14 protein-coding genes are annotated in these 13,519 nt (G+C 55.1%); 12 read left to right on the top strand and 2 right to left on the bottom strand.

The window, feature by feature from the left end; genetic code table 11:
* The first annotated feature begins 36 nt into the window (after window positions 1-36).
* The 12 genes from IFT84_RS14305 (at window position 37) to IFT84_RS14250 (ending at window position 11,726) form a co-directional block, all read left to right on the top strand.
* Window positions 37-894: a VOC family protein gene (locus IFT84_RS14305; RefSeq protein WP_192120517.1), complete on the top strand. Its 858-nt coding sequence runs from the start codon at window positions 37-39 to the stop codon at window positions 892-894.
* Between the two features lie 3 nt (window positions 895-897).
* Entirely contained in the window at window positions 898-1,737 is an 840-nt protein-coding gene (kdsA, locus tag IFT84_RS14300; RefSeq protein ID WP_192120515.1) for a 3-deoxy-8-phosphooctulonate synthase, read from the top strand.
* A gap of 92 nt (window positions 1,738-1,829) precedes the next feature.
* Window positions 1,830-3,107 (top strand): phosphopyruvate hydratase, encoded by a 1,278-nt coding sequence (gene eno, locus IFT84_RS14295; RefSeq protein WP_192120513.1) that lies wholly within the window; start codon window positions 1,830-1,832, stop codon window positions 3,105-3,107.
* Between the two features lie 133 nt (window positions 3,108-3,240).
* Window positions 3,241-3,549, top strand: a complete 309-nt coding sequence (locus tag IFT84_RS14290; protein ID WP_192120510.1) for an FtsB family cell division protein — start codon at window positions 3,241-3,243, stop codon at window positions 3,547-3,549.
* A gap of 146 nt (window positions 3,550-3,695) precedes the next feature.
* A complete protein-coding gene (gene pdhA / locus IFT84_RS14285; protein WP_192120508.1) occupies window positions 3,696-4,739 on the top strand; it encodes a pyruvate dehydrogenase (acetyl-transferring) E1 component subunit alpha in 1,044 nt (347 codons plus the stop codon).
* Window positions 4,740-4,757: 18 nt separating this feature from the next.
* Entirely contained in the window at window positions 4,758-6,155 is a 1,398-nt protein-coding gene (locus IFT84_RS14280; RefSeq protein ID WP_192120506.1) for a pyruvate dehydrogenase complex E1 component subunit beta, read from the top strand.
* A gap of 13 nt (window positions 6,156-6,168) precedes the next feature.
* Window positions 6,169-7,527, top strand: a complete 1,359-nt coding sequence (locus IFT84_RS14275; protein ID WP_192120504.1) for a pyruvate dehydrogenase complex dihydrolipoamide acetyltransferase — start codon at window positions 6,169-6,171, stop codon at window positions 7,525-7,527.
* Window positions 7,528-7,590: 63 nt separating this feature from the next.
* Window positions 7,591-8,238 carry an SGNH/GDSL hydrolase family protein gene (locus IFT84_RS14270; protein WP_192120502.1) on the top strand — a complete coding sequence of 216 codons (648 nt, stop codon included), beginning with the start codon at window positions 7,591-7,593 and terminating at the stop codon, window positions 8,236-8,238.
* A gap of 74 nt (window positions 8,239-8,312) precedes the next feature.
* Entirely contained in the window at window positions 8,313-9,758 is a 1,446-nt protein-coding gene (gene lpdA, locus IFT84_RS14265) for a dihydrolipoyl dehydrogenase (RefSeq protein WP_192120500.1), read from the top strand.
* An 83-nt stretch (window positions 9,759-9,841) separates the two neighbouring features.
* Window positions 9,842-10,093 carry a GlsB/YeaQ/YmgE family stress response membrane protein gene (locus tag IFT84_RS14260; RefSeq protein ID WP_192120498.1) on the top strand — a complete coding sequence of 84 codons (252 nt, stop codon included), beginning with the start codon at window positions 9,842-9,844 and terminating at the stop codon, window positions 10,091-10,093.
* Between the two features lie 118 nt (window positions 10,094-10,211).
* The gene (gene lipA, locus IFT84_RS14255) at window positions 10,212-11,180 is read left to right on the top strand and encodes a lipoyl synthase (protein WP_192120496.1); all 969 of its coding nucleotides are present in this window, start codon (window positions 10,212-10,214) and stop codon (window positions 11,178-11,180) included.
* Between the two features lie 96 nt (window positions 11,181-11,276).
* Window positions 11,277-11,726, top strand: coding sequence for a type II toxin-antitoxin system RatA family toxin (locus tag IFT84_RS14250; RefSeq protein ID WP_192120951.1), 450 nt, complete (start codon window positions 11,277-11,279; stop codon window positions 11,724-11,726).
* Here the strand turns inward: IFT84_RS14250 and IFT84_RS14245 are convergent.
* Both IFT84_RS14245 and IFT84_RS14240 read right to left on the bottom strand, forming a co-directional pair.
* A complete protein-coding gene (locus tag IFT84_RS14245; RefSeq protein ID WP_192120494.1) occupies window positions 11,714-12,214 on the bottom strand; it encodes a CinA family protein in 501 nt (166 codons plus the stop codon). The genes IFT84_RS14250 and IFT84_RS14245 overlap by 13 nt on opposite strands.
* On the bottom strand, window positions 12,214-13,416 hold the full coding sequence (locus tag IFT84_RS14240) for a bifunctional 2-C-methyl-D-erythritol 4-phosphate cytidylyltransferase/2-C-methyl-D-erythritol 2,4-cyclodiphosphate synthase (protein WP_192120492.1): 1,203 nt from the start codon (window positions 13,414-13,416) through the stop codon (window positions 12,214-12,216). The genes IFT84_RS14245 and IFT84_RS14240 overlap by 1 nt, the downstream gene beginning before the upstream one ends.
* Window positions 13,417-13,519 lie beyond the last annotated feature (103 nt).

Here is a 13,519-nt window from a genome sequence, read left to right as displayed (position 1 = left end):
CGCACAGAACCAACATCCAGATCATTAGGATCCAGCATGTCCGCGCGCCTTCGTTTTCCGGGGATCGTCGATCATCTTGTTCTCCCGGTCAATAGCCTGAGAACAGCCCGCAAGAGGCTGACACAGTTGGGCTTTACTGTCGCGGCCGATGCGCAGCATCCGTTCGGTACAGAAAATGCCTGTGTCTTTTTCGCTGACCAGACGTATCTGGAGCCGCTCGCCATCGCAAGCAAACCCATCTACGAACACGCAGCCTCAAATGGAAACGCTTTCGTTGCACTGGACGCGATGTTTCGAGACTGTCGGGACGAGGGGCTCTCGTCTATAGCCTTTGCCAGTCAAGACGCTGTTGCCGATCATCAATGGTTTTCCCAACAGGGCATCTCCGCAGGGGATCTCTTCGAGTTTGCCCGCATGATGGTTCTGCCGGATGGCCGTCAGGGCGAGGGACGTTTTCGTCTTGCCTTTGCCAAAGACGAGAATATGGCGCAGTTCTTTTCCTTTACTTGCCAGCGCGTCCAGCCATTGCCATCAGATCGCGGCTCGCTCGAACGTCATGCAAACGGCGTCACGGGCCTTGCGAAGATAGACTTCAGAGCCGCAAAACCTTCGCTGTTCGCGGGCTATTTTGAAAGGATTTGCGGGCCGGTGCAGACCGAAGAGGTTGGATTAAGTGTTGAGGCGCAGAATCTTCATCTTACCATCCGCGCCGCACCGGCCACCGAACCTTCAGATGGTGGACTGATTGCCTCCCGGCTTGTATTCAAGGTCGAAGATCTCGACATGGCGCAAACACTCTTGCGCACCAACGGTGTTGATTACACACATAAGGACCGGCAGTTGCTGGTACGCCAAGCGCCCGGACAAGGCGTTGATTTTGCTTTTGAGGAGTAGACCGTGAAGACAAATGCATCCGTGGTTGTGGGAGATGCCAGCGCGTCCGTCACCTTTTCCAATTCGGCAAAACTATCGCTGATCGCCGGACCGTGCCAGATGGAAAGCCGCGAACACGCTTTCATGATTGCCGGCAAGCTGGTGGACATGTGCAGTGCGCTCGGCATCGGACTGGTCTATAAATCATCTTTCGACAAGGCCAACCGCACATCCCTGTCCGGTAAGCGCGGCATCGGGCTGGAGCAGGCATTGCAGGTGTTTGCCGACCTGAAAGCGGAATTCGGCTTTCCCGTGCTGACCGACATTCATACGGAAGACGATTGCGCTGCCGTTGCCCCGGTGGTGGATGTGTTACAGATCCCGGCATTTCTTTGCCGCCAGACCGACCTTCTCGTGGCTGCGGCCAAAACAGGGCGGGTGATCAATGTGAAAAAAGGACAGTTTCTGGCACCCTGGGATATGAAGAACGTTCTGGCCAAACTGAACGACAGCGGTAATCCGAACGTGCTGCTCTGCGAGCGCGGCGCTTCGTTCGGGTACAATACACTGGTGTCCGATATGCGATCCCTGCCGATCATGGCGGATATGGGTGCGCCTGTTGTATTCGATGCCACGCATTCGGTTCAGCAGCCCGGCGGACAGGGCGGCTCGACGGGCGGGGAGCGTCGGTTCGTCTCCACGCTGGCGCGTGCTGCCGTTGCCGTTGGTGTATCCGGTGTCTTCATCGAAACGCATGAGGATCCCGATAATGCTCCGTCCGACGGACCGAACATGGTTGCGCTGGAAGACATGCCGGAGTTGCTGGAAAAGCTTCTGGCGTTTGACGCCGTTGCCAAAGCTTAAATAAACCTTGGCCTTTGGGCCGCCATTGTAATTTCCGTGTCATGGATTACAGACATGCTCGGACAGTTTGAAACAGCAAGTAGGATGGGACAATGACCGCAATCATCGACATTATCGGCCGTGAGATTTTGGACAGCCGTGGAAATCCAACCATCGAAGTGGATGTTCATCTCGAAGACGGTGCCTTTGGTCGTGCGGCTGTTCCGTCCGGCGCATCGACCGGCGCACATGAAGCGGTCGAACTGCGTGACGGCGGCTCCCGCTATCTGGGTAAAGGCGTGGAACGCGCTGTTGAAGCCGTCAACACGGAAATTTTTGAAGCCGTGGGTGGCCTTGACGCCGAAAACCAGATCGAAATCGACCGTACGATGATCGAACTGGACGGTACGCCGAACAAGTCGCGCATCGGCGCAAACGCCATTCTTGGTGTATCGTTGGCAGTGGCTCGCGCAGCAGCCGAATCCGCCGGTCTTCCGCTGTATCGCTATGTTGGTGGTGCTAATGCCCATTTGCTACCAGTGCCGATGATGAACATCATCAATGGCGGCGCGCACGCGGACAACCCCATCGATTTCCAGGAATTCATGATCATGCCCGTTGGCGCTGAAACGCTCCGCGATGCCGTGCGCATGGGCTCGGAAGTCTTCCACACCTTAAAGAAGCAGCTGTCTGCCGAAGGCTTCAACACCAATGTCGGCGACGAAGGTGGTTTTGCGCCAGGTCTGGAAAGCGCACCGGCTGCTTTGGACTTCATCATGAAGTCCATCGAGAAGGCGGGCTACCGTCCCGGTGAAGACATGTATATCGGTCTGGATTGTGCATCTACGGAGTTCTTCAAGGACGGCAAATACGTGCTGGAAGGTGAGGGCCGCACGCTTGAGCCCGGTGCGATGGCAGAATACCTCAACGATCTGGTTAATCGCTACCCCATTATTTCGGTTGAAGACGGTATGGCGGAAGACGATTGGGATGGCTGGAAGGCGCTGACCGATCTTGCTGGCAAGCGTTGCCAGCTGGTGGGTGACGACCTGTTCGTGACCAACTCGGCACGTCTGCGCGATGGCATTAAAATGGGCGTGGCCAACTCTCTTCTGGTAAAGGTCAACCAGATCGGCACGCTTTCGGAAACACTCGATGCCGTAGAGACCGCGCATAAGGCTGGCTACACCGCCGTCATGTCGCACCGCTCCGGTGAAACCGAAGACTCCACGATCGCAGACCTTGCTGTTGCAACCAATTGCGGCCAGATCAAAACCGGTTCGCTTGCCCGTTCTGACCGGCTTGCAAAGTATAACCAGTTGATTCGTATTGAAGAGCAGTTGGGTCCACAGGCCCGTTACGCAGGCCGCAGCATTTTACGCGCGTCTTAAGCATTTATACCTGAAAAAAAGACCAGCCCGCATCCGGAAACGGATGCGGGTTTTTTTATCCCCGCGCGTATGGTCAACCGTCGGTTAATGAATGCGGACTATGCTGGCTCCAGTAATGCGTTGCGAGGCTTGCATGTGGACCAGACATCATAAGAAACGTAGACTTGGCCGGCTGACGCTGCCTTTGATTACAATCGCGTTTCTCTCTTATTTCAGCTATCATTCTGTTCACGGCGATTATGGATTGATCGCGACGAAGGAATTCGACCGGCAACGCATTGAGCGTCAGGGCCGGTTGGACAAGCTTGTGGCCGCACGTCAGACGCTGGAAAAAGAAGTGGAGTTGTTGTCGGACGGTTCGCTGGAGCGTGATATGCTGGACGAGAAAGCCCGATTTGCGCTGAACATGTCCAGGGCAGACGAGATCGTTATCTTTAACTAAACTCAATTAACCGAAATCTGGTTAACTGTTTTTTGTTTTGTAGATTCAATGGTTTGCACAGAATGCAAGCTATGCAAATAATTCATTGCTGAAACCGGATTCCTGCCTTATGGTGCGTTCAAATTTCGAACCTTAGGGAGGATTGAATGGCTCCGCGACCAAACGCGCCCGTTTCAAACCGTAAGACGTCCGGCAAAGCCGTAAAGAACTTCAACGGCGAGACCTTCGTCGAGTTCGACCGTGATACGGAACTTAAAGCTTACCGCGAAATGCTGCTCATCCGCCGCTTCGAAGAAAAAGCTGGCCAACTCTATGGTATGGGCTTCATTGGTGGCTTCTGTCACCTTTACATCGGACAGGAAGCCGTCGTCGTCGGTATGCAGATGGCTCTTAAAGAAGGCGATCAGGTTATCACCGGTTACCGCGATCACGGCCATATGCTGGCCTGTGGTATGAGCGCGCGTGGTGTGATGGCCGAACTCACCGGTCGTCGTGGTGGCTTGTCCAAGGGTAAGGGCGGCTCTATGCATATGTTCTCGAAAGAGAAGCATTTTTACGGCGGTCACGGTATCGTGGGCGCGCAAGTGTCGCTCGGCACGGGCCTTGCCTTTGCCAACCGGTATCGCGGCAATGACAATGTCAGCCTTGCCTATTTCGGCGATGGCGCCGCAAACCAGGGCCAGGTCTATGAGAGTTTCAACATGGCGGCGTTGTGGAAGCTGCCTGTGATCTACATCATTGAGAACAACCGCTACGCTATGGGTACATCTGTTGCCCGCGCCTCGGCGCAGGCAGACTTTTCGCAGCGCGGTGCATCTATCGGTATTCCGGGCTTCCAGGTCGATGGCATGGATGTGCGCGCGGTCAAGGCTGCGGGTGATGAGGCCGTCGAATACGCCCGGTCCGGAAAAGGCCCGATCATTCTGGAAATGCAGACCTACCGCTATCGTGGTCACTCCATGTCGGATCCTGCGAAGTACCGTAGCAAGGACGAAGTGCAGAAAATGCGCTCCGATCACGATCCGATCGAACAGGTTCGCGCGCGCCTTCTGGAAAAGTCCTGGGCCAGCGAAGATGAACTGAAAGCCATCGACAAGGATGTCCGTGACATTGTTGCCGATAGCGCGGATTTTGCGCAGAACGATCCAGAGCCGGATGCATCCGAGCTCTACACCGATATTCTGCTCTGATCCGGGAAGGGACCGAACATGCCCATAGAAATTCTCATGCCTGCCCTTTCTCCAACCATGGAAGAGGGCACACTTAGCAAATGGCTGAAAAACGAAGGTGACAAGGTTACCTCCGGCGACGTGATCGCGGAAATTGAAACCGACAAGGCGACAATGGAAGTGGAAGCTGTTGACGAAGGCGTCATCGGCAAGATTCTGATTCCGGCTGGAACGGAAGCCGTAAAAGTGAACACGGCCATCGCTGTGCTTCTACAGGATGGCGAGACACAAGCTGATATGGCGGCCCCAAAGCCTGCAGAAGCTCAGTCGACATCCGGCGAGACGGCTGCTCCCAAGGTGGAAGAGGCTGAAAAGCCAACATCCGGTGCAACCGCTCCGGCGCAACCGCGCGCCGTTGAAGTCGCTCCTGATCCGGATATCCCAGAAGGCACGGAAATGGTGCCGACTACGGTGCGCGAAGCGTTGCGCGACGCTATGGCTGAGGAAATGCGTGCCAGTGACGACGTTTTTGTCATGGGTGAAGAGGTTGCCGAGTATCAGGGTGCCTACAAGATCACTCAGGGCTTGCTTCAAGAGTTCGGTGCGCGCCGCGTTGTCGATACGCCGATCACGGAGCACGGATTTGCCGGTATCGGTGTAGGTGCTGCCATGGCGGGTCTGCGTCCCATTGTGGAGTTCATGACGTTCAACTTCGCCATGCAGGCCATTGACCAAATCATCAACTCTGCTGCTAAGACATTGTACATGTCCGGTGGTCAGATGGGTGCGCCCATTGTGTTCCGTGGTCCAAGCGGTGCTGCCGCACGCGTGGGCGCACAGCATTCGCAGTGCTTTGCGGCCTGGTACAGCAACATTCCCGGACTGAAGGTTGTCATGCCGTACACAGCGGCGGACGCCAAGGGTCTGTTGCGGGCAGCGATCCGTGATCCAAATCCCGTGATTTTCCTAGAGAACGAAATTCTCTATGGACAGACCTTCGATGTACCGAAGATTGACGATTTTGTTCTCCCAATCGGTAAGGCGCGGATTCATCGTCAGGGCAAGGATGCAACGATTGTGTCTTTCGGCATCGGTATGACTTATGCGGTCAAGGCAGCCGATGAACTGGCCGGTCTGGGCATCGATGTGGAAATCATCGATCTTCGCACGATTCGTCCAATGGACCTGCCGACGGTTATCGAGTCGGTCAAGAAGACCGGTCGTCTGGTGACGGTTGAAGAGGGCTATCCACAGTCGTCGGTTGGTACGGAAATCGCCACACGCGTTATGCAGCAGGCATTCGATTACCTCGATGCGCCGATTATGACGATTGCCGGTAAAGACGTGCCAATGCCATACGCAGCCAACCTTGAAAAGCTGGCGCTTCCAAATGTCGGTGAAGTTGTCGAGGCGGTGAAAGCCGTCTGCTACAAGTAAGCGGGGCCGTACCATGCCAATCAACATCACCATGCCTGCGCTTTCACCAACCATGGAAGAGGGCAATCTCGCCAAGTGGCTGGTCAAAGAGGGCGACAAGGTCGGTCCCGGAGATGTCATCGCTGAGATTGAAACCGATAAGGCAACCATGGAAGTGGAAGCCGTCGATGAAGGCACGGTTGCCAAGATCGTCGTTCCGGCTGGCACTGACGGGGTCAAGGTCAATGCGCTAATCGCCATTCTGGCTGCTGAAGGCGAAGATGTCACTGCTGCGGCTGCCGGTGGCGCACCGTCGCCGGAAAAGGCAGAAGCACCCAAGGCTGAACCTGCAGCGGCGGCACCCGCGGTTCCAGCACCGAAGGAGCCCGTTGCCGAGCAAACAAAGGCACCAGCGGTCGCGCAAGCCCCTGCGGGTGATGCAGGCGAGCGTGTGTTCGCTTCTCCGCTGGCACGTCGTCTGGCGAAGGAAGCTGGCGTTGATCTCGCATCGGTTTCCGGCTCGGGACCGCACGGGCGGGTGGTGAAGAATGATATCGAAGCCTTTGTCTCGAGCGGTGCGAAGGCTCCAGTCGAGCAGCCAGGCCAGAAGCCAGCCGAGGCAGCGCCTGCTGCTCCAGCAAGCGCACCAAAGGGCATGTCCGAAGACGCGGTTTTGAAACTCTTTGCAGAAGGGTCGTACGAACTCGTTCCACACGACGGCATGCGTAAGACCATTGCCAAGCGCCTTCAGGAATCCAAGCAGACCATTCCGCATTTCTACGTCACGGTGGATTGCGAACTGGACGCCCTGATGGCATTGCGCGCGCAGTTGAACTCTGCGGCTCCTCAAAAAGACGGGAAGGCTGCCTACAAGCTTTCCGTCAACGATCTGGTGATCAAGGCACTGGCCTTGTCGTTGCGTGATGTTCCGGATGCAAACGTGTCGTGGACAGACAACAATATGGTGAAGCACAAACATGCCGATGTTGGCGTGGCCGTGTCTATTCCCGGTGGTTTGATCACTCCGATTGTGCGTCAGGCAGAGCTGAAAAGCCTGTCGGCTATCTCGAACGAGATGAAGGACCTCGGCAAGCGCGCCAAGGAGCGCAAGCTCAAGCCGGAAGAGTATCAGGGCGGCACCACAGCTGTGTCCAATATGGGCATGATGGGTGTGAAGAATTTCGCGGCGGTCGTTAATCCTCCACACGCCACCATTCTGGCTGTTGGCGCTGGCGAACAGCGCGTTATTGCAAGGAACGGCGAAATGGTCATTGCAACGGTGATGTCCGTCACGCTTTCGACAGACCATCGTTGCGTCGATGGCGCGCTGGGTGCCGAGTTGATTGGAGCGTTCAAGCGCTATATCGAAAACCCGATGGGCATGCTCGTTTAATACGGTCAGGGCCGGGAATGATCTCGGCCCGATCACAGATCAAGCCTTTCCGGGGTTGAATTCATGACAAAAACAATAGTTTGCTATGGAGACAGCCTCACTTGGGGTTTTGATGCTGCGACGCCGGGCGGTCGTCATTCGTTGCGTGACCGCTGGCCAAAGGTTTTGGCCGATGCGTTGGGTTCGGACGTCGACGTTATCGTCGAGGGTCTGAATGGTCGAACAACTGCCTATGACGACTATCTTGCCCCGTGTGATCGAAATGGTGCGAGAATTCTATCGACCGTGCTGCACAGCCATTCGCCTCTGGATCTCATTATCATCATGCTGGGTACGAATGATCTGAAGCCGGTTGTGGCCGGTACAGCATTCGCCGCATGTCAGGGGATGGAACGGCTGGTCGAGATCATACGCCACCATCCGTGGACCGATGGGAACGCACCGAAGCCCGAAATTTTGATTGTTGCGCCACCCGTTATCTGTGAAACGGCCAACGCACAGTTTGCGGCGATGTTTGCCGGTGGCGTCGAGCAGTCTGCCTTGCTGGCGCCGCTGTATGCGGATCTGGCAGATGAACTGCAATGCGGTTTCTTCGATGCAGGCTCGGTTGCCAGAACAACGTCGCTGGATGGTGTGCATCTGGATGCAGCCAATACCGTGGCTATCGGTCGTGGGCTTGAGCCGATGGCACGTTTGATGCTGGGTCTGTAACGGGCGGCTTAAGTAGAATTAAACGCCTGTGGCGATTGTTTGCGCGCCGGGGCGATTGAAAGAACGGAAAAGCAATGGCTGAAAATTATGACGTCATCATCATCGGTTCCGGCCCGGGCGGTTATGTGTCCGCTATCCGGTCTGCCCAGCTTGGCTTGAAAACGGCCATTATCGAGCGCGAGCATCTCGGTGGTATCTGCCTGAATTGGGGGTGTATCCCCACCAAAGCCTTGCTGAGATCAGCGGAAATCCTGGATCATGCCAACCACGCGAAAGACTATGGTCTGACTTTAGACGGCAAGATGACAGCCAATGTGAAGGATGTCGTTGCGCGTTCACGCGGCGTATCGGCACGCCTGAATGGCGGTGTCGCGTATTTGATGAAAAAGAACAAGATCGATGTCATTTGGGGCGAAGCAAAGCTCAGCAAGCCGAATGAGGTGATCGTTTCAAAAAACACCAAGCCGGTTGTTGAGCCTCAAAACCCCGTACCTAAGGGCGTGAAGGGTGAGGGCACCTATACGGCAAAGCACATTATTGTTGCGACTGGCGCACGGCCCCGTGCACTGCCGGGCATTGAGCCCGATGGAAAGCTGATCTGGACCTATTTCGAGGCGATGAAGCCGTCCGAAATGCCGAAGTCGCTTGTGGTGATGGGGTCCGGGGCCATCGGTATCGAATTTGCGAGTTTCTACCGCTCCATGGGCGTGGACGTGACGGTCATCGAGTTGCTGGCGAATATCATGCCGGTTGAAGATGTCGAAATCTCGGCCATCGCCCGGAAGGCGCTGGAGAAGCGCGGGCTTAAAATAATCACCGAAGCCAAAGTCTCCAAGGTTGAAAAAGGTGCCAATGACATCACGGCTTTTGTCGAAACCAAGGATGGCAAGGTTACGCAAATCACAGCCGACCGATTGATTTCTGCAGTGGGCGTGCAGGGAAATATTGAGAACCTCGGTCTGGAGGCGCTCGGCGTGAAGACGGATCGAGGCTGCGCGGTGATCGATGGTTACGGCCGAACCAATGTCGAAGGCCTTTATGCTATTGGTGACGTCGCCGGTCCGCCGATGCTCGCACACAAGGCGGAGCATGAAGGTGTTATCTGCATCGAGAAGATTGCAGGGCTTCCCAATGTCCACACCATGGACCGGCTGAAAATACCGGGCTGCACCTATTGCAACCCGCAGGTTGCTTCCGTTGGTTTGACAGAGGCAAAGGCGCGGGAGCAGGGGCGTGATATTCGGGTCGGGCGCTATGCGTTCAACGCGAACGGCAAGGCCATTGCGCTTGGTGAGGACAATGGTCTGGTGAAGACCATTTTCGACAGCAAGACCGGCGAACTGATCGGTGCGCACATGGTGGGTGCCGAAGTGACCGAGTTGATCCAGGGATTTGTTGTTGCGATGAACCTGGAAACAACCGAGGAGGAACTGATGCATACGATCTTCCCGCACCCAACTTTGTCGGAAATGATGAAAGAAAGCGTGCTGGATGCCTATGGTCGGGTTCTAAACGCCTAAATTTTGCGGTTCATGGAACCTTTTGGCCTCCAATTCATTGATATGTATGCGGAATTAGCATCCAGTCAGGATCGGAGAGCAAAATGGACTTGAACGGCGTTGGTTTTCTAGCCGCCATCATCATTGGCGGATTTGCAGGGTGGCTTGCTGAGCAGTTTATGAAGAGCAATATGGGTCTCTTCATGAACATCTTTTTGGGGATCGTTGGCGCAGTGGTGCTGAACTTCCTCTTGGGGTTGCTCGGCGTGGGTTACACGGGTTGGTTGGCCTATCTCATCGTTGGCTTTATCGGGGCGTGTATCCTGATTGCCGTCGGACGCGCGATACGCCGTTAAACCTCCAACTCCTGTTATTCCCGTCAGGTCACCCCGTGAAAATGGTGGCCTGACTTTTTTGTCTGGTCGTTTATAAGCGCTGCAATAGCTTCTGTTGGTGACCAGGGAATAACGCGATATGGTAACTATCCTCGATAGAACAACGCTGGATCCAAAGCGCGTTCGGCATCCGGAAAAGGCCCATCGCCCAGATACCGAGGTCCTGCGCAAACCTGAATGGATACGCGTTCGGGCACCGGTTTCCAAAGGTTATCAGGAAACGCGCGAGATCGTGAAAAGTAACCGTCTTGTGACGGTCTGCGAAGAAGCGGGATGTCCCAACATCGGTGAATGTTGGGATAAGAAACACGCGACATTCATGATCATGGGTGAGATTTGCACACGTGCCTGTGCGTTCTGCAACGTGTCGACCGGCAAGCCGAATGCGCTGGATATGGCGGAGCCAGAGAACGTGGCTAAGGCCGTTAAACAAATGGGCTTGTCGCATGTTGTGATCACCTCGGTTGACCGCGATGATCTTGCCGATGGTGGGGCGGAGCATTTCGAAAAGGTGATTTGGGCCATTCGAGCAGCGTCGCCTCTGACGACGATCGAGATTTTGACACCGGATTTCCTGCGCAAACCTGGCGCCTTGGAGCGCGTTGTTGCCGCCAAGCCCGACGTGTTCAATCACAATCTGGAAACCGTGCCATCCAACTACCTGACGGTCCGACCCGGCGCGCGATACTTCCATTCGATCCGTCTTCTTCAACGCGTGAAAGAGCTGGATCCGACGATGTTTACAAAATCGGGCATCATGGTCGGCCTTGGGGAAGAGCGTAACGAAGTGTTGCAGCTCATGGATGATCTGCGTACGGCCGAGGTGGACTTCATCACCATCGGTCAGTATTTGCAGCCAACGCGCAAGCATCACAAGGTCGTCAAATTCGTAACGCCGGATGAGTTTGCCTCGTATGAGACGGTCGCCTATACGAAGGGCTTTCTGATGGTGGCATCCAGCCCACTGACCCGGTCGTCTCATCACGCCGGTGATGATTTTGCGCAGTTGAAACAGGCACGGGAACGCAAACTTTTGCTGGCATCCTGAGCGACCTATAAAAGATCAGGACAAATCAGGGGACAGCTGTTGTTTACGAGCAGCCTGTCCCTTGATGTTAGTCAACGGGAATATTACCTCCAGACCATGCCAAAGTTTGAAACCCGCCGCATCGTTCCCCACACCCCCCGCCAGATGTACGAACTGGTTGCAGATGTAGAACGATACCCTGAATTTTTGCCCTTGTGCGAAGCTTTGGTGATCCGCTCCAGCAAGGAGCGGGACGGCAAGACCTTGCTGATTGCCGATATGAGTGTCGGCTACAAGGCCATTCGGGAAACGTTCACCACGCAGGTTCTCTTGAACGATGCGGAGAATGCCATCGACGTAAAGTATGTCGACGGACCGTTCCGCTATCTCAACAATGAATGGCGGTTTGAGCCGGTCGACGAAAACAGCTGCTCGGTGAACTTCTTCATCGATTATGAGTTCAAGAACCGTATTCTAGGCGCTTTAATGGGATCGATGTTTGATCGCGCATTTCGGATGTTCACGGACGCATTCGAAAAGCGCGCAAAAACAATTTACAAGTCCTGAAGTGCTTCCGAAAGAAGATCCAGCGCCGTTTCCACGGTCGCAAGACGAACGTTCAGGCGACCGCTATCGCCAAAACGCCTTTCTTTGTGAAGCAGGGTTCCAGACCGCGTAAACGCAGCAAAGTGAACCAGTCCCACGGGCTTTTCGGCGGATCCACCTGTCGGCCCGGCGACGCCGGTAACTGCGACGGATACATGGGCCCGAGAGTGGGACAAAGCGCCCCGTGCCATTTCTTCCGCGACCTCTTTGGATACGGCACCGTGTCTTTCAAGGATCGAACGGTCAACCCAGACCAGTTCCATTTTGGCCTCGTTCGAGTAAGTAACGAAACCGCGCTCGACCACAGCGGAAGAGCCGGAAATTTCCGTCAGAGCAGCGGCGATAAGCCCTCCGGTGCAGGATTCAGCTGTAACCAGTTTCACGTTGTTCTGTTTGAACTGCTCGATAACGCGCTTGGACTTTTGTTCAATTGTTTCCGGCCAAAACATCAATCCATTCCCTTATAAATAACTGACGCCGTCGCGATGGCGGCGATACCTTCGCGGCGACCGATAAAACCAATTGTCTCGTTTGTGGTGGCTTTCACTGAGCACCGATCTAGAGAGATTTCCATCAGGTCTGCAAGGTTTTGCCGCATCTCCAATCGGTGTGGACCGATTTTTGGAGCCTCGGCGATCAGCGTCACGTCTGCGTTCAAGATCGTACCGCCATGTTCGCGGACAATTTGAACGGCGTGTTTCAGAAAGATCCCGGAGGCTGCGCCTTTCCACTGCATATCGGAGGGGGGGAAATGATCCCCGATATCGCCAGCACCACAGGTGGCGAGCAACGCATCGGTCAAAGCATGAAGAGCAACGTCCGCATCGGAATGGCCGGATAGCTTCTGGTCATGAGGAATGTATATGCCACAAAGAGTTACCCCATCGCCCTCAACCAGCTGATGAACGTCGTAGCCGTTGCCGGTTCGCACATCAGGCAAGGTTTGGATTAGCTTTTCGTCGGCCATGGCAATGTCTTTCTTCAATGTCAGCTTTACATTTTCGGCTGAACCTTCGACCAGCGTAACCGGTATACCGGCCCATTCGGCAATTGAGGCGTCGTCAGTGAGATCGGAAACGTTCTCACGGTCTGCATCGCTGTGGGCCTTCAATATTTGACGATAACCGAAAGCTTGGGGCGTTTGCGCTGCATATAATGCGGCGCGGGAAACCGTCTCCAGCACAAAGCCGCCATTACCGCGTTTCAGCGTATCGGTAACGGGCATTACAGGAAGGACACCCTCTGCGCCGTTCTGTAGGGTCTCCACAACCCGCTGCAAAAGATCATTCGACAGAAAAGGGCGCACGCTATCTTGAATCAACACATGGCTGACGCCGGTGTCTTGCAACGCGCGCAGTCCTTCAAGCACGGAGCGCTGTCGCGTTGTACTCCCGAAAACATATGAAACTCTACGCGGTGGACTGAGCTGCGAACACGCATCTTCAAACAAAGCTTCGTCATCCGGGTGAATGACCACGACCAACGGGGAGTCCGGCATAGCATCAACGAAGCGCTGCAATGTGTGGGTGAGGACGGGTTTGCCACCGATGGTTCGATATTGTTTGGGTCCGGCCTCCGGGTCGCCCGCCCGCTCACCTCGTCCTGCCGCGACGATGACGACACCACACAGGATATGATCGTTAATCTTCATGCATTTGGTCCGGTTACCGCTATGGAGTGTCTCTAGCGGTAATGCTACGGGAATTCCAGCTTTCGCGTTATTTTACGGAAGCCGCATCAATATGCTTGGCAAA

The organism is Rhizobium sp. CFBP 8762 (genome assembly GCF_014841565.1).
In the GTDB taxonomy this organism is placed as follows: Bacteria; Pseudomonadota; Alphaproteobacteria; order Rhizobiales; family Rhizobiaceae; genus CFBP-8762.
This window is presented reverse-complemented; position numbering and strand designations above follow the sequence as displayed.

Coding starts and splice junctions, on each gene's coding strand:
- IFT84_RS14290 (WP_192120510.1), top strand. CDS start 3,241: ATGTGGACCAGACATCATAAGAAACGTAGACTTGGCCGGCTGACGCTG.
- IFT84_RS14305 (WP_192120517.1), top strand. CDS start 37: ATGTCCGCGCGCCTTCGTTTTCCGGGGATCGTCGATCATCTTGTTCTC.
- pdhA (WP_192120508.1), top strand. CDS start 3,696: ATGGCTCCGCGACCAAACGCGCCCGTTTCAAACCGTAAGACGTCCGGC.
- lipA (WP_192120496.1), top strand. CDS start 10,212: ATGGTAACTATCCTCGATAGAACAACGCTGGATCCAAAGCGCGTTCGG.
- lpdA (WP_192120500.1), top strand. CDS start 8,313: ATGGCTGAAAATTATGACGTCATCATCATCGGTTCCGGCCCGGGCGGT.
- IFT84_RS14250 (WP_192120951.1), top strand. CDS start 11,277: ATGCCAAAGTTTGAAACCCGCCGCATCGTTCCCCACACCCCCCGCCAG.
- IFT84_RS14245 (WP_192120494.1), bottom strand. CDS start 12,214: ATGTTTTGGCCGGAAACAATTGAACAAAAGTCCAAGCGCGTTATCGAG.
- IFT84_RS14280 (WP_192120506.1), top strand. CDS start 4,758: ATGCCCATAGAAATTCTCATGCCTGCCCTTTCTCCAACCATGGAAGAG.
- IFT84_RS14275 (WP_192120504.1), top strand. CDS start 6,169: ATGCCAATCAACATCACCATGCCTGCGCTTTCACCAACCATGGAAGAG.
- IFT84_RS14270 (WP_192120502.1), top strand. CDS start 7,591: ATGACAAAAACAATAGTTTGCTATGGAGACAGCCTCACTTGGGGTTTT.
- IFT84_RS14260 (WP_192120498.1), top strand. CDS start 9,842: ATGGACTTGAACGGCGTTGGTTTTCTAGCCGCCATCATCATTGGCGGA.
- IFT84_RS14240 (WP_192120492.1), bottom strand. CDS start 13,416: ATGAAGATTAACGATCATATCCTGTGTGGTGTCGTCATCGTCGCGGCA.
- eno (WP_192120513.1), top strand. CDS start 1,830: ATGACCGCAATCATCGACATTATCGGCCGTGAGATTTTGGACAGCCGT.